The 18,865-nt window shown below is 48.8% G+C and carries 18 protein-coding genes and 1 tRNA gene; 8 read left to right on the plus strand and 11 right to left on the minus strand.

The features are described from left to right. From McpAg1_RS08355 to McpAg1_RS08385, 7 genes are all read right to left on the minus strand, one after another. Window positions 1-111 (minus strand): hypothetical protein (locus McpAg1_RS08355; RefSeq protein WP_338094946.1); only part of this gene is annotated, 111 nt, incomplete at its 3' end. Window positions 112-624: 513 nt separating this feature from the next. Then, window positions 625-888, minus strand: a complete 264-nt coding sequence (locus McpAg1_RS08360) for a hypothetical protein (RefSeq protein WP_338094857.1) — start codon at window positions 886-888, stop codon at window positions 625-627. Window positions 889-1,115: 227 nt separating this feature from the next. After that, a tRNA-Ser gene (locus McpAg1_RS08365) sits at window positions 1,116-1,199 on the minus strand. A gap of 138 nt (window positions 1,200-1,337) precedes the next feature. Next, window positions 1,338-2,924, minus strand: coding sequence for a thermosome subunit alpha (gene thsA, locus McpAg1_RS08370; protein WP_338094858.1), 1,587 nt, complete (start codon window positions 2,922-2,924; stop codon window positions 1,338-1,340). Between the two features lie 80 nt (window positions 2,925-3,004). Beyond that, complete coding sequence (locus McpAg1_RS08375; RefSeq protein ID WP_338094859.1) at window positions 3,005-3,601, minus strand: orotate phosphoribosyltransferase-like protein; 597 nt, start codon at window positions 3,599-3,601, stop codon at window positions 3,005-3,007. A gap of 296 nt (window positions 3,602-3,897) precedes the next feature. Further along, window positions 3,898-4,383, minus strand: a complete 486-nt coding sequence (locus McpAg1_RS08380) for an NOB1 family endonuclease (protein ID WP_338094860.1) — start codon at window positions 4,381-4,383, stop codon at window positions 3,898-3,900. A 5-nt stretch (window positions 4,384-4,388) separates the two neighbouring features. Continuing rightward, on the minus strand, window positions 4,389-5,234 hold the full coding sequence (locus tag McpAg1_RS08385; RefSeq protein ID WP_338094861.1) for a ribose-phosphate diphosphokinase: 846 nt from the start codon (window positions 5,232-5,234) through the stop codon (window positions 4,389-4,391). Between the two features lie 265 nt (window positions 5,235-5,499). Here McpAg1_RS08385 and lonB point away from each other — a divergent pair, with 265 nt between their 5' ends. From lonB to McpAg1_RS08410, 5 genes are all read left to right on the plus strand, one after another. Continuing rightward, entirely contained in the window at window positions 5,500-7,356 is a 1,857-nt protein-coding gene (lonB, locus tag McpAg1_RS08390; protein WP_338094947.1) for an ATP-dependent protease LonB, read from the plus strand. Window positions 7,357-7,656: 300 nt separating this feature from the next. Further along, a complete protein-coding gene (locus McpAg1_RS08395) occupies window positions 7,657-8,994 on the plus strand; it encodes a TldD/PmbA family protein (RefSeq protein ID WP_338094862.1) in 1,338 nt (445 codons plus the stop codon). Further along, on the plus strand, window positions 8,987-10,285 hold the full coding sequence (locus McpAg1_RS08400) for a TldD/PmbA family protein (RefSeq protein ID WP_338094863.1): 1,299 nt from the start codon (window positions 8,987-8,989) through the stop codon (window positions 10,283-10,285). Before McpAg1_RS08395 ends, McpAg1_RS08400 begins: the two co-directional genes overlap by 8 nt. 88 nt (window positions 10,286-10,373) lie before the next feature. Further along, a complete protein-coding gene (locus tag McpAg1_RS08405) occupies window positions 10,374-10,670 on the plus strand; it encodes a ribbon-helix-helix domain-containing protein (RefSeq protein ID WP_338094864.1) in 297 nt (98 codons plus the stop codon). A 66-nt stretch (window positions 10,671-10,736) separates the two neighbouring features. After that, entirely contained in the window at window positions 10,737-11,573 is an 837-nt protein-coding gene (locus tag McpAg1_RS08410; RefSeq protein ID WP_338094865.1) for a hypothetical protein, read from the plus strand. 174 nt (window positions 11,574-11,747) lie between these two features. Here McpAg1_RS08410 and McpAg1_RS08415 read toward each other — a convergent pair whose 3' ends face one another. The 4 genes from McpAg1_RS08415 to McpAg1_RS08430 all read right to left on the minus strand — a co-directional run bounded on the left by McpAg1_RS08415 (window position 11,748) and on the right by McpAg1_RS08430 (window position 14,351). Next, window positions 11,748-11,987, minus strand: a complete 240-nt coding sequence (locus McpAg1_RS08415; protein WP_338094866.1) for a hypothetical protein — start codon at window positions 11,985-11,987, stop codon at window positions 11,748-11,750. Continuing rightward, entirely contained in the window at window positions 11,984-12,496 is a 513-nt protein-coding gene (locus McpAg1_RS08420; RefSeq protein WP_338094867.1) for a hypothetical protein, read from the minus strand. Before McpAg1_RS08420 ends, McpAg1_RS08415 begins: the two co-directional genes overlap by 4 nt. 268 nt (window positions 12,497-12,764) lie before the next feature. Then, window positions 12,765-13,493: an RAD55 family ATPase gene (locus McpAg1_RS08425; RefSeq protein WP_338094868.1), complete on the minus strand. Its 729-nt coding sequence runs from the start codon at window positions 13,491-13,493 to the stop codon at window positions 12,765-12,767. Beyond that, the gene (locus McpAg1_RS08430; RefSeq protein ID WP_338094869.1) at window positions 13,494-14,351 is read right to left on the minus strand and encodes an RAD55 family ATPase; all 858 of its coding nucleotides are present in this window, start codon (window positions 14,349-14,351) and stop codon (window positions 13,494-13,496) included. It abuts the gene before it with no gap. A 168-nt stretch (window positions 14,352-14,519) separates the two neighbouring features. On the opposite strand from McpAg1_RS08430, the gene McpAg1_RS08435 reads away from it, so the two are divergent. The 3 genes from McpAg1_RS08435 to McpAg1_RS08445 all read left to right on the plus strand — a co-directional run bounded on the left by McpAg1_RS08435 (window position 14,520) and on the right by McpAg1_RS08445 (window position 18,858). Next, window positions 14,520-14,924 (plus strand): hypothetical protein, encoded by a 405-nt coding sequence (locus McpAg1_RS08435; RefSeq protein ID WP_338094870.1) that lies wholly within the window; start codon window positions 14,520-14,522, stop codon window positions 14,922-14,924. Window positions 14,925-14,998: 74 nt separating this feature from the next. Next, window positions 14,999-16,624 carry a type II/IV secretion system ATPase subunit gene (locus tag McpAg1_RS08440; protein WP_338094871.1) on the plus strand — a complete coding sequence of 542 codons (1,626 nt, stop codon included), beginning with the start codon at window positions 14,999-15,001 and terminating at the stop codon, window positions 16,622-16,624. Between the two features lie 401 nt (window positions 16,625-17,025). Beyond that, the gene (locus tag McpAg1_RS08445) at window positions 17,026-18,858 is read left to right on the plus strand and encodes a type II secretion system F family protein (RefSeq protein ID WP_338094872.1); all 1,833 of its coding nucleotides are present in this window, start codon (window positions 17,026-17,028) and stop codon (window positions 18,856-18,858) included. Window positions 18,859-18,865 lie beyond the last annotated feature (7 nt).

Below are 18,865 nucleotides of genomic sequence, written 5' to 3' on the forward strand. Positions count from 1 at the left end.
ACCGCGCTGGCAGGGCTGGACGTCACAGATCTTGCCGTCTTTGACGACGAGATTAAAGGTACAGCCGGCACCGCAGTACGGGCAGGTAGTGGTTACATACTTAATTTCCATGGATAAACCTCGGATAACAAACTCCGAGTTATATCCATGTAATCATGTGCACATTAATTTCCACAGATAAAACTCGGTTATTAAAAACTCTGGAAATTTGACATAAATATCTTTCCATATTTTTCAATTTTTTATATATTAATGGTGGGTTTGTGACAAAGTTTCAGCAGGTATAAATTCAATTTTCGGAATTGATTTAATTTACAGGTTAAACATATGTGAGTATGCTACGCGCATTTTGATGGGTTTTTTGGGTTGTTTCGGCATTTTCAAAATGGATTAACTAAACATCATTAACTCGTCTATGGTGACCATATTTTGACCGATGGGGGATTCAATGATTTTACGTTGATTATTTAGTATTTTCGATTTGAATCTAAAATGCGGGTGTTATGTACTTCTCCCAAACATCATTCAAATGAGGATGATGGTACGGGGATCAACTATGATCCTGCAAAAAAATCGTAGTGCGAAACTTTTATTCAAAAAAATGTTGAAGGTATGCCTGATCTCTCAGGCTGCTTCTGCAATGATCGGGATAACTACCTTTCTGTATGCCCCGTCATCGCTCTGCTGGACCATTCTCAGTTCATAGATGCCGGGCTTCTCCGCCTGAATTGTCCAGGTATAGAACTGTCCCGCAGCATCCGACGAGGATCTGATATCGGTCACCTTGAGCCCTCTGGATTGCAAAGTTTTCCATGACTGTTTGCTTGGGCTCGTCACGGTTACCGTAAAACTTCGCGCGTTGATTTTCCGGATCGTATATGAGTCCATGTTCGTTTTCTCCGTTCTGTATAGTATGATCTAGTTGCTCTGTTGTTTGGTAATTCAAAATATATTGTGATACTATATAAACAAAACGGTGAAATTTTGCGCATAATCGCATATGATTCCTTCCGGTCAGAGAAAATATCTGTCGAATTGGTAATCGACAGAGTTTTGTAAAAAATGTATGCGAATGATAAATTCGTAATTTGAACCCGTATCTGGGAAAATAAAGACGCCGAGGGGGAGATTTGAACTCCCGAGGTATTGCTACCAGAGGCTTTCGAGGCCACCGCCCTTCCGGACTAGACTACCTCGGCACGTCCGATTCTGTTGATTTTTGGTATGCGCGACTCAATTTCGCTGACGTGATCAAAATACCATCAGCTGCTTCGCACTACCTGCCTATACACATATACCTGTACTCTAAAAAAGATAGTGTTTTTTGATATTGATCTTTACATCTGGCCTGCGCCTTTGCTGACCATCATGTCATCAACACGAATCAGCAGCATCGCAGTCTCGGATGCACTCTGAATTGCCTGGCGCTTGACACGTTTCGGCTCAACAACGCCTTCGGCCTTCATGTCAACAACATTTCCGGTGAAGACATCAAGACCTGCGTACTTCTGACCGGTTGCATGTGCCTGACGGAGATCAATGACTTTGTCAACCGTGTCAAATCCTGAGTTCTCTGCAAGAGTCTTCGGGATGATCTCGAATGCCTTTGCATAGCCCTCGATTGCAAGCTGAACACGTCCGCCCTCGCTTGCCGCGTACTCGCGGATTCTCAGGGACAGCTCAGTCTCAACCGAACCGCCGCCAATCGTGTATGCTCCGTCCTCAATGACATCCTGCACAACACGTTTTGCATCCTCCATCGCACGGTCAAGCTCATCGACAAGGTGCTGGGAGGATCCGCGCAGAAGAATCGTCACTGCCTGTGGATTTTTGCATCCGGAGAGTTTCGTCATCTCAAGATCCTCCAGCATCTCAAGGTTGCCTGCGGTACCGATAACTTCCGGAGAAAGATCTTCGGGCTTGTTGACGATCTGGCCGCCGAGTGCCTTTGCTGCGTACTTGAGATCCTTTTCTGGAACAAACTCAAGGGCATAGATGCCGTTCTCGCCAAGATAGTACTGGACCGGATCTGCAATTCCCTTCTGACAGAGAACAACATTGACACCGTTATCAACAAACTTCTGTGCCATTGCCTTCAAGGTCTCGCGTTCTGCAACAGAGAATGCCTCAAGCTGTTCGTGGGACGTGATCTTGATCTTGGATTTGGTCTGGGTCTTGGTGATCTCAAGCGGGTTTGCAATGAATGCTGCCTTCACGCCTTTGATCTTCTTCGGCATCAGTGCATCAAGTCTGGTCTTGTCGATTAAGACTCCCTTGATGAGCTCTGCATCCATCGACTCGCTGCGTTTTGTCTTGACAAGAATGTCGTCTTCGTTGACGATGGTTTTCTTGCCGACCGTGGTTGCAACGGTGCTGACCGCTTCAACAACAACATCGCAGGCTTTGTCCATTATCATCTCAATGGACTTGCCGGTCATTGCCGTCTTTGCAATCTGCTTCAGCATTGCTGTGTCCTTCGGGGTCACTTCGATTGCGAGGGTGTCGAGGATCTCCATGGCCTTTGCCATGCCGAGGTTGTAGCCTTTTGCGATGACCGACGGGTGAACACCGGTGTCGATCAGTTTTTCGGCCTGTTCCATAAAGGAGCCGACCATTACGACTGCGGTTGTGGTTCCGTCACCACACTCGTCGTCCTGGGTCTCTGCAACCTCGACAACGAGTTTTGCTCCCGGGTGCTGGACCTGAATCTGGTGGAGGATTGTTGCACCATCGTTGGTGATGACGATGTCGTCACTTCCTTGGGTTACCAGCATTTTGTCCATGCCGCGGGGACCAAGGGTGGTCCGAACGGTGTTTCCGAGAACTTTTGCGGCCATGATATTGGAGCGAAGCGCCTCCTGTCCAGGCACGTGCTCAACGTTGTCCCGTAAAATAACGACAGGCTGTCCTGATCTGCTTGACATAAAATCTATTATCTCCTATACTCGTGTGATAAAAATGGAATTGAACTTCTATATAAAATATGTGTATTGGGTCTTCTCCCTTAGTCAACAAGCCGTATGGAGAACAGCGAGTACACCGGAACACCGTCAACTTCGGTCATGCCGCGCTTATCAAAGATGACGAGAACGGCAACCGGGGTTGCGTTGTGTCTGCGGAGGTAGGCGACGAGTTCTTTGAGGGTGTTTCCGGATGTGATGACATCGTCGACAAGAATGCAGCGTTTGCCGCTGACTTTGCTGAAGTTTCCTGAGATGCATCCTGGTCCTGATTCGGCGCTGTGCTTGGACGGGTGGTAGATGGAGAGGTCGAGTCCTTCTTCTGCTGCAATGAGGGTTGCAAGAGGAACTCCTGAGATGGAGATGCCGACAACTGTGTCAATCTCTTCCTCGCCGCCGGTCTCTGCGTCAAAGTATGCGGACATCATGGAGGCCATGCCGCCAAGAAGGGTTGCGTTGGAGCTGACGGTCGTCCAGTCGATGTGAACATCCTTCGGGACCGCGGTGTTTGTTTTGCTCTGGGTGAGAAGCCATGTGACTGTGTCGACAGAGAGGCTCATCTCGTCGGCAATCTGGCCGGATGAGTGACCGTCCGCACGGAGATCTTTTGCTTTTTCCATAAGCTCTTCAAGGGAAGACATATGATAAAATATCGAGTTTGGGGAATTATTAATCTTGGGTTTTCTCCAGTGTGATGGGATAAAAAAGGAAACGCGAATAACGCGAATAAAAAATCGCCAATGGCGATTTTTCAAATTTGTTTCCCGTGTTTTTCTGATGGATAGGGACGCCCAAAAATAAGTTGTAGTAGTAATTTCTTAAAAATCTTCATTGGCGATTTTTTTATTCGCGCTATTCGTGTTATTCCGCGGAGCGGTGAGCAGGCCGAAGGCATGCGATTCGCGTTTCAAAATTTCATCATACCCATTTGCCATTTTTATTTTCGTCTCTCGGAAGCTCTCTTCTCTGTCCCGCGCTTCACCGGCATCGACCCGCAAACCGGACAGTCAGCTTCTCCATCAGGAATTTCTGCACCGCAGCCACTGCAGATACTTTTCCAGACCCTTCGCTTTGCTTTCTTCTGCAACAGACTCTGTACCGGAATTTTCAGATGGCGACAGACATTCTGCACTGCAAAGTCATCCGAGACCACCGTTCCTTCGAGCGTAAGTCCCAGAGCAATGACTGAGATATCGGTCTCTGAGAGCACCCGCAGGTCACCTGACCTGCCCGCAGCCTCGCGGACGCGGTTCTTTGCGCCGGGTTCCGGATCAGAGATTGTGAGGCCTCTGCTTTGCATCACCTCATACCGCATCTTTGACGCCGCATCCCTCAGCTCATCGACAACGCCGGACGTTGTTGCAAACTCTCCGTCAAACGGGTACTCACCGAAAAAAAATGAAGTATCTAAAATATAGCGCATGAAAATTATCTGCGGACTGCGTCTGCAATCACGGTTGAAGCAGTGATCTTGCTGCTCGCACGTTCAATCGTATCAGATGACGCAACATCAGCAAGTCCTGCCTGCATCAGTTTCACATACCCGCCGCTTGCAAACACCCCGTGCACTCCTGCGGCACGAACAGACGTTGCCCCCTGCTCCTTGAGCATCCCTGCAGCTGTTGCCATCGAACCGCCGGTCGCAATAATATCATCCACAATAATGCAGTCGCGACCGTTCGCCTCAAGATGCTTCGGCGCCATCTTCACCTCCGAGCCTGAGAGTCTGGTCTTGTCAAGATGATCGCAGTCCCAGCCGCCAACTGCTGCCACGCCTTTTGCAAACTCCCATGCCCCGTCATCGGGCGCGAGCACGAGTGGGTCTGCGAGATTCATCGTCTTGATGTACTCGCCGACCTTTGGCGCGATGGTCAGATTCTGTGCAGGGCACTTGAAGTGGGAGAGGACTGACGGGTCATGAATATTTACCGTGAAAATGCGGGATGCACCCTCCGAAAGGATGCGTGCCAGTGCACGGGCGCTGATCGGTTCGCCGTCGTTGAATCTTTTGTCCTGACGTGCGTAGCCCATGTACGGCAGAACAAGCGTCGTGTTCCTTCCTTCACATGCGTCCAGCATCAGAACCGCCTGCAGAACTGATCCTGCATCAACCGTACTTGCGACGATCACCATCTCTTCATCCAGATCCATTACCCGCACGTACTGTTCGCCGTCAGGAAACGTGTTGTATTTGACCTCGGCAATCTTACAGCCGAGGTGCTGGGCTACCCGTGCGGCGAGGAGCTGACTTTTTTCGGTATAGATAACTTTCATGGCAGAGTACTCTTCCATCTTCTATCTTTTACTGAAACTACTTAAACCATCATCAAGCACAATATTAACACTCTCGAATAAGGTGAGGTAAGAATACATTATGAATGATTTTGATACTGCGACCGACTCCGCTGATGGCGCAAATATGGGGAATGCGCCGGTTATCAGTCCCGGAGTTGAGGAGTTGTCTACTCCTGCGCGGGAAGATTTGAACGTACCGAAAATTTTTGCATCGGATGAGTTCGATCTGGAACTTTTCGGCGGCATGCGGTTTGACACGACCGCCGACATTGTCATCCCGCCGTCTCTGATCGATCAGGTGATCGGTCAGGAGCATGCTGTTGAGGTCATCAAGAAAGCGGCAACACAGCGCCGCCATGTGATGATGATCGGAAGTCCGGGTACCGGAAAGTCGATGCTTGCAAAAGCGATGGCTGAACTTCTGCCAAAGGAGGAGATGCAGGACATTCTCACCTACCCGAATGCTGAAGACAGCAACAATCCGATCATCCGTGTGGTTCCGGCAGGCCGCGGCAAGGAAATTGTTGCCGCCCACCGTGCCGAGGCACGCAAACGTGTTTCGTCCCGGAACACCATGCTGATGGTGATCATTTTGGGTGTGATCGTCTTCTCCATCTTCAGCGGCCAGCTGATTATGGGACTTTTAGTGGTTCTCATGCTGTTCTTTGTCTTCAAGAGCATGATGCCGCGTGACGAGGCGATGGTGCCAAAGCTGATCGTCTCCAACAAACCGGACTCCAAGGCACCGTTCGTTGACGGTACCGGAACCCATGCAGGTGCACTGCTTGGTGATGTCCGCCACGACCCGTTCCAGTCCGGAGGTCTTGAGACACCGTCGCACGACCGCGTGGAGGCAGGAGCGATTCACCGTGCTCACAAAGGAGTGCTGTTCATCGATGAGATCAATACGCTTGAACTTCCCTCGCAGCAGAGCCTCCTCACCGCTCTGCAGGAGGGAGAGTTCCCGATCACCGGTCAGAGCGAGAGATCGTCAGGTGCAATGGTCAGGACAGAGAATGTCCCCTGCCGGTTCATCATGATCGCGGCAGGAAATCTGGATGCGATGCAGGGCATGCATCCGGCACTCCGCAGCCGTATCCGCGGATATGGTTATGAGGTGTACATGGGCGAGACGATGGATGACACGATGCAGAACCGTGCACGTCTCGTCCGCTTCATTGCGCAGGAAGTGCAGAACGATGGAAAGATTCCCCACTTTGATCCGTCAGCAGTTTCCGAGATTCTTCGCGAGGCACGCCGCAGATCCGGTCGCAAGGGTCATCTTACCCTGAAGCTTCGTGACCTTGGCGGTCTTGTGCGTGTCGCAGGAGATCTTGCCCGTCAGGCAGGGGACCCTGCAACCACGATGAAGCATGTGGTTGATGCAAAGCAGATTGCAAGATCAGTCGAAGACCAGATCTCTGATGAGTACATCAGAAGAACCCGCGATTATGATCTGACGATTGTGGAAGGAACTCTCGTCGGTCGCGTGAACGGTCTTGCGGTTGTCGGCAATGATGCGGGATCGGTTCTGCCGATCACTGCTGAGGTTACGCCGTCGCAGGGTGCGGGAGCGGTGATTGCAACCGGTCTCTTAAAGGAGATTGCGCAGGAGTCGATCAAGAACGTGAGTGCTTTGATCAAGAAGTTCTCAGGAACCGACATCCGCAAGGTGGATATTCACGTCCAGTTCATTGGAACCTACAATGGTGTTGAGGGCGACTCAGCATCCATCACGGTTGCAACTGCGGTCATCAGTGCTCTTGAGGATATTCCTGTTCGTCAGGATGTTGCGATGACGGGATCTCTATCGGTTCGCGGTGATGTTCTTCCGATTGGCGGTGTGACGTATAAGATTGAGGCAGCGGCAAAGGCCGGCATCCACACGGTCATCATTCCGCAGTCGAATCTTGACGATGTGCTGATCGAGGAGCGGTACAAACAGATGGTTGAGATCGTTCCGGTGACAAGAATCGAAGAGGTTCTCCGGCGTGCTCTGGTGCCCGAGGACAAAGAGGCGTTTGAGAAGAAGCTCTCGATGATCGGCAAGCACATGGAGATTCCGAAGATGCCTGCTGTTGCGGAAGCAACAGAGGCCTAATTTTTTTTATTTTTTTGAAGATGATGTGAGTGTGGTTGTACTTGGAGTAACCACGGATCACACGGAATATCACTGAGCTTCACGGAATGCACGGAGAACGCCTGCGGCGCCGGAATGCACGGAAATTTTTTTGAAAAATCTATTTTGTATTATTGATCTTTGGAGATATCCGTGCATTCCCGCGAAGCTGCGAAGCGGTGAGCAGGCCGCAGGCATGCGAATCGTGGTTACTCCAAGTACAACCACACCTCCCCATTTCCAAAATCAGTTATCCATCCCACGCACACATAATACCCAGCAATGGATACGATACGCTACTATGATATCAGGTACGTCCGCGGGAACTCCACCACAATCACGGTCGAGAACGGCGACGTAGAGTCTGCCGGCTCAAACTTTTTCGGCAAAGCCCTCATCCGCGTTCTCGGCAAACACGGCTGGGGCTACTACACCGCCTCCCCGTTTGATCCTGACAACACCAAAGCAAAGCAGGAGTACATCGCCCGCGCTGCCCGCGCCGCCAAACTTGCCAATGTCTCTGCAGAAATAGCCGACGTCCCGCACGGCTCACCCCGCAGCTGGTCATGTTCTGCGAACGAACAGGCAGCAGTCCCGCTTGAAGAAAAAGCAGCACTCCTTCTTCAGATGGAAGGCCGCGCAAAAATTTCCGAAGTAGTCAGCACATCCGCCAGATACGCAGAGCAGTATCATGACGTCTGGTTTGAGGACTGCAACGGGTACTCGGCAAAATCCTCCACATGCAGAACACTCTTCACCATCTCCGCAGTCGCCGCCCGCAGCGGAAACATGCAGATGAACTATGAACAGGAAGCAGTTGTCGGACCATTGAATCTGAAGGAGTATCTCGACTGCGGAGAAAAATGTGCGAAACGTGCGGTCGAACTCCTTGACGCCTCCGCAGTCCCGGGCGGCAGAATGCCTGCGGTCCTTGACCCTGCGATTGGCGGCGTGTTCGCTCACGAAGCAGTCGGGCATGCAAGCGAAGGGGACGCAGTCCGCGATGGAGTCTCTGTCCTTGCCGGAAAACTTGGAACCGCAGTCGGCTCACCTCTCGTCACCATCATCGACGACCCTTCGATGCACGACTACGGCTACGAACCCTTCGATGCAGAAGGCATCGCCTGCGGTCCGACCGAACTCATCAAAGCAGGAGTTATGAACGCGTACATGCACTCCCGCGAAACCCTTGCCGCCGTCGGTCTTGAGACCGGAGACGCAGGTCATGCCCGTGCAGAACCCGGCATGCAGCCTCTGGTTCGGATGAGCAACACCTACATCAAAGAAGGCGACTCCTCATATGACGAGATCATCGCCGAGTGCAAAAACGGAGTTCTTCTGATCGGTTCCCGCGGCGGTCAGGTGGACCCCGGCCGCGGTGCATTCCAGTTCAATGCTAAATACGGCTACAAAATTGTGAATGGCGAGACCGCCGGCATGATCCGCGACGTATCGCTCTCAGGAGACATCCTCTCGGTCCTTCACAACATCGCCCTCTGCGGCAGCGAACGAAAAATGTCCTCGGGAATGTGCGGCAAAGGCCAGTCGGTCCCTGTCTCTGACGGAGCACCGCACGTATATCTGACTGAAGCAATGGTAGGAGGGTCCGGCAATGCATGAAAATATGATCGACACTGATGTTATTCTTCGCGCCGGAGAAAAACTTGCAGATGAGATCGAGGTCCTCGTACTCTCCTTTGAAGATCTCTCCCTTGAACAGCGGGAGATGGCGGTCTCCGCAGTCTCCGAACATGCGGGCACAACGATCTACATTCGTACCGTTACCAACAAAAAGATCGGAGTCTCGGCAACCTCTGATCCCACTCGGTGGAAGGACTGCCTCGCAGCCTCGGTCTCTTCGGCAAAACTTGCCGAGCCGGTGGAGGGATGGAAAGGACTCCCGGGTCCGGCAACCCTTCCCGCAGGCGACGACCCGTTCGATGCAAAACTCTCCATCGATCCTGATACCGCCGCCGCATTTCTGAAACGAATGAACGAAGGAGCGACCGCGCATCCTGATGCACGCGTGGTGACTGCCGGAGTTTCCCTTTCAAAAGGTCTGTCGGTTCTCGCCAACAGTCACGGCGTCCGGTACGAACGAAAAATGACCGGCATCTCCCTTGGTCTTGACGCCATTGCCGGTACTTCGACCGGTTACGAGTATGACTCATCCCCGTTCCTCGACCGCATCAATCCTGAGAAGATGGGTGAACAGACTGCGTTCTGGGCAACCGCTTCACGGAATGGTGTGGACGTTGCAACCGAAAAACGCGACGTCGTCTTCTCCGAACATGTGGTGGACTCGCTCGTCCTTGATCTGTTTTCGGATGCTGTGAACGGAAGAAATGTTCTGACCGGCAAATCGGTCTTCGCCGGAAAACTTGGCGAAGTAGTCGCCGACTCATCTCTTTCGATTGCTGATGTTCCCATGGATCCGCTTGGCAACAGCATGAGGAGATTTGACACCGAAGGAACGCCCGCATCCCGTCGCGAGATTATCGCAAACGGTGTGTTGTCGTCATACCTGTATGACTGCAAAACCGCTGGTCAGGCCGGCACATCTTCGACCGGCAATGCTCTTCGCGGCGGTAACGGCGCGACGTACATCGCTCCGCATTGTCTGAGAATGTTTGGAAAAGTTTCTGACGTCACCAAGGAGCCGTGCATGTTTGTCCGCGAAGTGATCGGCGCGCACACCGCAAACCCTCTGACCGGCGAGTTTTCGGTTGAGGTCGCGAACGCGTTTCTGATGGAGGAAGGAGAGTTTGTTCAACCGGTGAAAAAAGCAATGATCGCAGGAAATGTCTTTGATATTCTGAAAAATATCGGCGGCATCAGTGCGGAAACAAAAACTTTCGACGGCGCAGTCGTGCCAAAAATGCGTGTCTGTGACATGCAGGTCATCGGCTGACCAGCTCTTTATTTTTTATTCAGTCACCAATATTTTGTATGTGCTGCTTGTAAGATGATGGGAATTCTCATATTTGAGTACATCCTACATGATAGTAATGGCTGCAGCAAAACGTCTGTGCAAAAAACCTACCTCATATAAATTACCTGTTGATATTGAGGTACTTCTGCATAATGCAGTGGAAAGCGGCGAGTACAACAATACGTCTGATGTCATTACTGCTGCACTCCGTTTCTTTTTCCAGCACAAAGATATCAAACAGGTCAAAGACGATATGGAGCTTCTGAAGGTTGACATTCGTGAACTCAATATGATGAACCAGATTTTGGAACGACAGATGGCTGATCTTGAGGCGCAGATCAAAGTTCTGCAGTCTCGCAGATAATTTTTCATTTTTGAGAAATTTTTTCAGGCAAAGACTGATATTCTGCCGTGTTCAACATTCCATTGTATGATGGTACCCCGTCTTCTTTCAATACTTCTTGTCATTGTACTGGTGGTTGTTTCTGTCGGATATCTGACAGGCGCGATCGGTGAAGGCTATGGTGACTCAGGAAATGTTTTTTCATTCCTCTCTCCGACATCCTCTCCGACACCCCTTCCGACGCGGGTTTCCGTGACTCCTTCGGTAACTTCGACGCCAACGGCTGTTCCTACCTGGGATACGATTCCGATCTCTTCGCAGGTGAATGAGATCGTGACCTTTACTCCAACAGTTACGATGACTGCCGCTGTACCAACGATGAATGATGTTACTCCTGCGTATGTTGTTCACATGGATGACACCATGCAGTACAACAGTTCCACCGAACGGATGTTTGAACTGGATGTTGTTGAGGTGCCGTTTGTTCTCTACTTCTCCTTCAATCCGGGAAAGGTAAAAAAGATGTATCTCACTAAGGATGCAACTTCGGCAAACACGGTGAGCTATAGTTCCTGGAACCCTGCGACCGGCAAATATGGATCATGGTCCGAAACTGAGTCACGGTATTCGGTAAAGTCGACGGATGTGATCGATCCAAATGCATGGTTCAGGATTGATGTGATTCGCGTCTATGATGATCCGAAGCAGTACGCTGATGCGGTTCAGCTTGGCGGCGGGAAGGAAAAACTTGCTGAGAAGAAACTTCTCTATGGTGATAACGGAATTATTGTGAAGCAGGATGGTTACGCCCGCGGCTACAGCAGTGAAGTTGAAAAAGAGCTGAAGCTTTTCAGTTCAGGTCATTATATCATAAAAGTTACAGGAAATCAGATTGTTGCAAATATTCAGATGCTTTCACCATAATGGTGAACATTTTTTTTGAACAGAAAAATAATTCGTGTTGTAAATTATTCATCATACCTTCATCTCTTTAATCCTCTTGCATTTTTCAAAAAAATATCACGAAATATTTTCGTGACAATCATATTTTTACCGGACAGCATCGCGCAGTTTCTATCAATAAAAAAAGTTTAATTTTTATTCATCGTCAGAGTCGGAAGCGTAGATGAGAATTGTTCCATCCTCTCCGTCCATGGTGTCAGAGACTACCCGTTCAATGACGTCCATCCAGTTACCGGTCGATTCATGTCTGGTGAGGGCACGGGTAAGCAGTTCGGTAAGGAATACTGTACGATCCGTTACCCCCTCCTCTTTCATTTTTTCCTCGATCTGTTTTTGTGTCTCCGGTGAAAAGCTTAAGATTAGCTCAGCAGTCATCGTACATCCTCCTCCTCGGCTCTTTGATCGCCTTCATCATCACCCAGAAGACTTCGTGCCACAAACCTGCGGAACTTCTCCTGAGCTTCAGGGGACTCAACATAGGCAGTGACCACTTCCTGTATGGACTCAAGTTCTGCATGACTGCTTTGATTACAGGAAAGTTCCTCTACAATCAATTTCTGAACAAACTCATCCCGGTTTGTCACTCCTTCTTTTTTCATGAGACGACTAATCTGTTGTTTTGTCGTCTCCGAGATATGGAGGGGGGTCTTTGCCTTTTTTGCCTGCGAAAGCTTTGGGATAAGGGTGCTGATCATGTAAATGATTGCGAGAAGCAAAAGGACAATCAGCAGAACAAGCAGTATGACAATGAGTGCTATTGCGTCGGAAGAGACGAAGATCATGGCATGCTGTGGATCCGTAGAAAGTGATCCTGCGCTATCTGCTGCTGCGCACGGAACCGCACCGAACATTACCAGCACAACGGCGATGTTCAGGTAGAACATGATTTGTTTAATGTTGAGTATGTTAATCACTCCACTCTCAGATATACTACTATTTTCCCGTTCAAAAATATAATAATGCGTATGGGAATATTTTGTTGTCCCGTGCTGACAGGGCTCCTGATCCCGGTCAGAATTCAGGTAACCGTGTTATATTTTCTTTAGAGTTGGGTTTTCTTGAGTGGTTTGGGATAAATTATGTAAAAAAATAAAATTGCATGTTCGCTTTTGGGTATGCGCGGATTTTTGGTATCCTCGCATGCAGATTGAGTCAAACATTTTCCGGTTTTGTCAGGTACGCCACTCCGCGTTCATCGAACTCCAGCACTTTTCCTGAATGTTCATGTCTGTTGTACCGGGTTTTGAGAATCAGCAGAACTTTTTTGTACGGATTGAGATAGGTGTCTTTGGGGAACTCCCGAAAGAGCAGTATCACATTGTCGGCGAACTCTTCAGAGTATCCGCTCATGCTTTGTAAGGATCTCGCCGAACTTGTAGAAAGTACAATGAAGGAGGTACAGGGAATGGATTTGAGTGTCCAGTAGATGTGGTATACCGACATAATTGGAACATTATCGTTTATACGCAGCGATTCTTCATAAATGGTCAGCGGATCAATTACCAGACGGGAGATGCTGAGATTTCTCAGGAGTTCCGGCAGACCATTTCCCAGATAGTAGGAGAGGGAATCAAAATTTTTTGGGTCCAGTTTCATAAAATGGAGCTGATGATCCAGTTTATCCTCTATCCATGGATACATGTCCAGCAATTTTTTCTTAAGTCTGTTGATATCATGGGTCAAGCTGATAAAGAGAACATTCTCTCCTTCAGTTACTCCGCCAACGAGAAACTGAAGAGCTATCGTGGTTCTGCCGATTCCACTATCTCCAATCAATGCGGTTACGGTATTTTCCATGAACCCGCCGTCTATCATCTCATCGAGCCCGGCAAGACCGGTGGAAAGTTTTCGCTCTCCCTGCACAATGATGTCCGTTAACATCTACGCCACTGTTCTCATGTTTGTGATTTCAAAACCTGTTTTCGTGGTTACGTTCACGTTGAAGATTACCATGTCACGCTGATCGATTAAAGGAAGTACTCCGTCAAATTTCTGAAGATACATCTGCCGCTGACGTTTCGTTTCTGTTTCTTTCTGCCAGAACAGATGAATCACTCCGTCACAGGTGTCGACCAGTTCAGTTTCCTGTCCTTTATTTAATACTCCGGCAGTCAGCAGGAATACAATAGTGACTTTCCATATCTCGGATGCGCGTGTCAGTCCCCGCATAAAAGTTACCAGCTCAAGCCAGGTGTCGGGGGACTTTGTACAGTACGGCAGCAGCGCGGTCAGTGAATCAATAACAACGATGCTTTCCTCAGGAAGGTGGGTGATCTTGTCCATGATGACCGTGAGTCCGCCGAAGTCATCTGATACCGGCATCTCCAGCATTCCGTAGACAGGATCTTTGGATCCGTACCAGTTGTAGGGTACGTGAGTTCTGCTGAAATAAATGTCCGCAAAATCAGTATAATGGATTTTATCGATCATCTCATTGAACATGTGGTATTTATTTGCGTTGAATAACTCGATGATTCTATTTTTGAACTCATTCTTTCCTGTTGTGAGTGACATATAGTGATATTCCGACGGATGCCAGGTGCCTTTTGGTGCCGGCTCGTCGTAAATCTGGGAGTTACAGTACTGCATTGCAGATGTCTGCAGAAGCTCAGTACCGCCAGCTCCGGGTTCTGAGAGAATAAGTACTGTTGTTCCTGACGGCACTCCTCCTCCGAGAACCTTGTCCAGTGTTGGAATATTTGTAGGATGGATTAGTCGTTGTCCGCTTGCTTCCGGCATAGTTAACATATACCTCTTCCTTTGATCAACTTATATTTTGTCTCTGTAAAAAGCAAATATAATGTATTCTGACTGCCATACTTTATAGCTAAGGAGTTTCATATTACATACAGAGGAGCCTAAGTGATGGACTTTGCAGATCCATTAGGATTTTCTCATGTGAATATCATGGCTAGTAAAAATACCTCGTTCACCCCGGCGATGGGGGTTGTACTGGTAATAGCAGTGATTGGATTACTGGTAGGTTCAGGCCTTTTTGTGATGGAAAACATCATGACTGAGGTCCAGACAACCCGTGATGTTCAAATCAATCTCGTACTTTCCGGAGATGACATTGTTGTAACAGTGCTTCCCGGAGACGATGCTGCTTTCTTACGATACGTCACGATCTATGTGGATGGTTCTGACTCCTTTTCGGATGCCGAAAGGACAAAAAGTGCTTCTATAAGTGTGCCGATCGTGTATGAAAGTATTGCCCATGGTGTTACCGGTACCAGGTTCGTAATGGTTAAGGGAACATTTTCGGATGGTAAAGATGAAATTCTGAAACAAATTCGGATTCAGTTCTCCTAACACTCATATAATATTTATTGAGAGCAGAGTATCATAGTCGTTGGGATTTCCTGACAAAAACGGGTGTGATGATAGTGTTCGATAAAAAAACGGAAAAAGAGCCGATTCCGGATTATTGTTTTGAACGGGACGGTGCTCTTGTTTCTCCTGTTTTAGACCCTAACAATACTCCTGTTGAGTTGTATTGGGCTGTTCCCGGACTGTCCCTTGTGGCGATTGTCAGAACTCCTGAAAATGAAAATTTGTATCTCGTTTACGAGCCGTCACTGACACCATTTGAAAAAGAAGTTCTTGAGAGACTTTACTCCGGCGTTCGCAATATTCTGATTCTGGAGGATGTCTATAATGAAGATGACAAGGCCAATGCTTTGTATCGTGCGATGGATAAGTACATGGAGCGTTTTGGCATTGAACTACCGCTTGTCTCCATCTACAAAATTCGCTATTATCTGAACAGGAACTATCTTGGATGGGGTATTCTGGAGCCCCTGCAGCACGACTCCTCAATTGAGGATATCTCGTGTGACGGAATTAATGTGCCGGTATTTTTGTTTCACCGAAAGTACCGAAATATTCGTACAACCATTGTTTTCAAAAATACCAAAGACCTTGATACCATGGTTGTGCTGTTTGCCCAGAAAACCGACAAACATATCTCGCTTGCAACACCGATTGTGGACACCACACTTTCTGACGGCTCTCGTATTCAGCTGACGTACGGTACGACAGTCAGTGCTCACGGCTCTTCGTTCACAATTCGAAAGTTCAATGAAGTTCCGTTCTCACCGATCGATCTGATTCTGAACAAGACGTTTACGATTGATGAGATGGTCTACTTCTGGATGGCTGTTGAGTACAACCAGTCTGTTCTCTTTATCGGAGGAACGGCTTCTGGAAAGACCACATCACTCAATGCAGTTGCCCAGTTTATTCCCAAGCTCTCAAAGGTTATTACTATTGAAGATACCCGTGAGATTACGCTGAGTCATGAGAACTGGATTGCCAGTGTCGTTCCTGATCCCACCGGATCTTCAGAGGAACGTATTGAGATTACGATGTTTGATCTGTTGAAGTCTGCGATGCGTCAGCGGCCTGAGTTCATTCTGGTGGGTGAGGTTCGCGGCGTTGAGGCACAGACACTGTTCCAGGCAATGAACACCGGTCACACAACGTTTTCCACCCTGCACGCAGGCAGTGTGGACTCGGCAATCCACCGGTTGGAAAATGAGCCGCTGAATGTACCAAAGGCAACTATTGAGTCGCTGAATATTGTGTCCTCACAGGTACGTCTCTATCGTGATGGAAAACAGATTCGCCGGTGTAATGAAATTGTGGAGATCATAGGACTTTCCGAGACAAAAAATGTCGTGGTCAATACGGTGTTCAAGTATGATCCTGCAAGTGATGATGTGGTGCACTCAGGCCAGTCGCAGATTTATTCCCGCATTATGGAAATTGCTGGCCGGGATCAGACCTGGCTGATACAGGAACGAAGAAAACGATCCCAGTTTATTCGTGCTATGGTTGAACAGAAAATCCGGGATTACCGCGACGTCTCCGAACTTCTCTGGATGTATGATGCTATGCCCGATATGGTCGCGGACTCGCTTGATGATCTGAGTGAACTTCTCACGAGTGGTATCACTTCACCCAAGCTCTATCGAAATATGAAAATCCCCTTGGATGTTCTGAGTCGATGACCCGCAGTCGCAGTTTTTTGACATCAAAGTCGAACTCGCCTGATGATACAGGTGTGCCGGTGTCTGAAAACTGTGAAGTGTCGGATGCTAGTGAGAATGGTTCATCGAAGGATGATGTTTCCCCATCAAAGAACCGGTCGTTTTTCTCTCGATTCAAACGGGAAAGTACTTCAGAGAGTGATGACACTCAATCCTGGAGTATTCCATCTTTAGGAGATATTCTGCCACAGATATCTGATAGAGAATCATTGTTGGGAGGCGACACACCGCTTCCGGAGAGGAGCGGTGCTGTTCCCCATCAGCCTGTTTCCGGGGATTTACCGCGTGTCGGCAGAGGTTTTTTTTCCAGTTATCGTCAGGGGCGTCTGGACGTTTTGGAGGGGCAGCTTTTTTCTGCCAGGATGCATATCAAAGCAGAGAGACTGTTTTCCATCTCTATCCTCTCAGGAATTCTTGCAGGTATAGCGACGTTTATCCTGCTCGCTTATCTGTCACAGCTGGTTGTGCCGCTCTCTTTCTTCGCAGTATTTCCTGTCTATGGTGCGATCATCGTTTCCGTCTGGCTGTTGATCGCAGTTGCTTCGATGTATGCTGCCCATGTCGCGATTTTATACCTCCCAATTGTGGAATGTAACAGCCGAAAAATGCGTATTGATCTGTCGCTTTTCAATGTGGCGACGTATTTGTATGCATTGCATCACAGTGAGCCGAATCTGTACGCAGTTATTGCATCTCTTGCAAAGCATGCGGCGCCTTACTATGGTGAGGCGGCACACGAACTCCGGCAGGTTGTTTTTGATTGTGAGATGACCTCATCTGATCTGTATGTTGCTCTTCTGAGGCTTTCGGAGACGACGCCTTCGGATAAGTTCCGGTTTTTTTTGACCGGCCTTTCGTCTTCGTACAAGACCATGGGAACTGCGACTGACTATCTGCGGATGAAGGTGGAGGAGCTTCGCAACGAGCTTCGTATTTCCCAGAAAGTGTATCTGAATACGCTTGGTGTTATTGCGGAGATGTATATTACAATCTTCGTCGCGGGCCCTCTGTTCATTATCATCGTGGTGATGGTGATGGGTATGATCTCCAGTGCGAATCCTTTGATCCTCGCTGTGATCATTTACGTGATGTTGCCGTTCGGGACTGCGATTTTCCTGCTGATGCTGGATATTATTTCAGAGATTCATGAGGATAAGTCAGAGAAGCTTCATGCGATGGCTTCGGTTCAGGAGCCTGAGCATTTTCCTTCAATTCCTCTGGTGATGCCAACTGAATCCGAGTCGCTGATGTTTGCAAAGCTTGCGGAAAATGATAAAAAAATAAAATATCGTTCGTTTGTGAGTTCTCCTGTTGCTCATATGAAACTCCATCCTGAGCTGGTGCTGCTGTTCAGTGTTCCGTGTGCGTTGATAGTGATCGGCGTTTTGTACTTTTTGTTTGTGTCTGTTCCTCTGACGCCATGGACGTTTATTGACTGGGTTACAGCGACCGAGGATATTGTGATGGCTGGCGCTCTGGTTGTGCTGATTCCGTTTGCGGTGTTTTATGCAATAAAGTCACGGAATGCCAGGCGCGTTGAGGAGGCCATTCCTGACTTTGCGGATCAGATGGCTTCTGCAGTGCGGCACAACATGACGCTCGGGCAGGCTGTCGGGCTGATTGCAACAGAGGGTAAGAGTAATATTTTGGGTGAGATCAATCTGATCCGCCGTGATGTTTACTGGGGCGCTCTGATCACGGATGCTATCCAGAGATTCAGTGATACGGTGCGTCTTGGTTCGATTGATCGGATGACTATTCTGATCTCTCAGGCAGAGCACTTTACGAACCGTTTGTCTGAGGTTCTGCAGATCATTGCCGAGGATGCGAAGAGTATGGTGACTATGAAGACCGAGCGCCGCGGTGATATGCTGCTGTATGTGATGGTGGTGTATCTGGCATTCTTTGTGTTTGTGTTCGTGCAGAGTATTCTTGTGGTGATGTTTCTGCCGATGATGGTTCAGGGGGGAGACGGGATGTCAATTGTTGGTGGTATGACCGGTGGCGGCGGTATTTCCCTTGATATGTATGATCGTCTGATCTATCACTCAGTGGTGATTCATGGTTTTTGTTCCGGGCTTGTGGCTGGTATGATGGGTGAGGGCTCAGTACTTGCGGGCGTGAAGCATTCGTGCATTATGATGGCTATTGCGATGATTGTGTTTGTTACACTGAAGTTTTTCTTCATGTCGTGAGTCTGAA

Source organism: Methanorbis furvi (genome assembly GCF_032714615.1).
GTDB lineage: Archaea > Halobacteriota > Methanomicrobia > Methanomicrobiales > Methanocorpusculaceae > Methanocorpusculum > Methanocorpusculum furvi.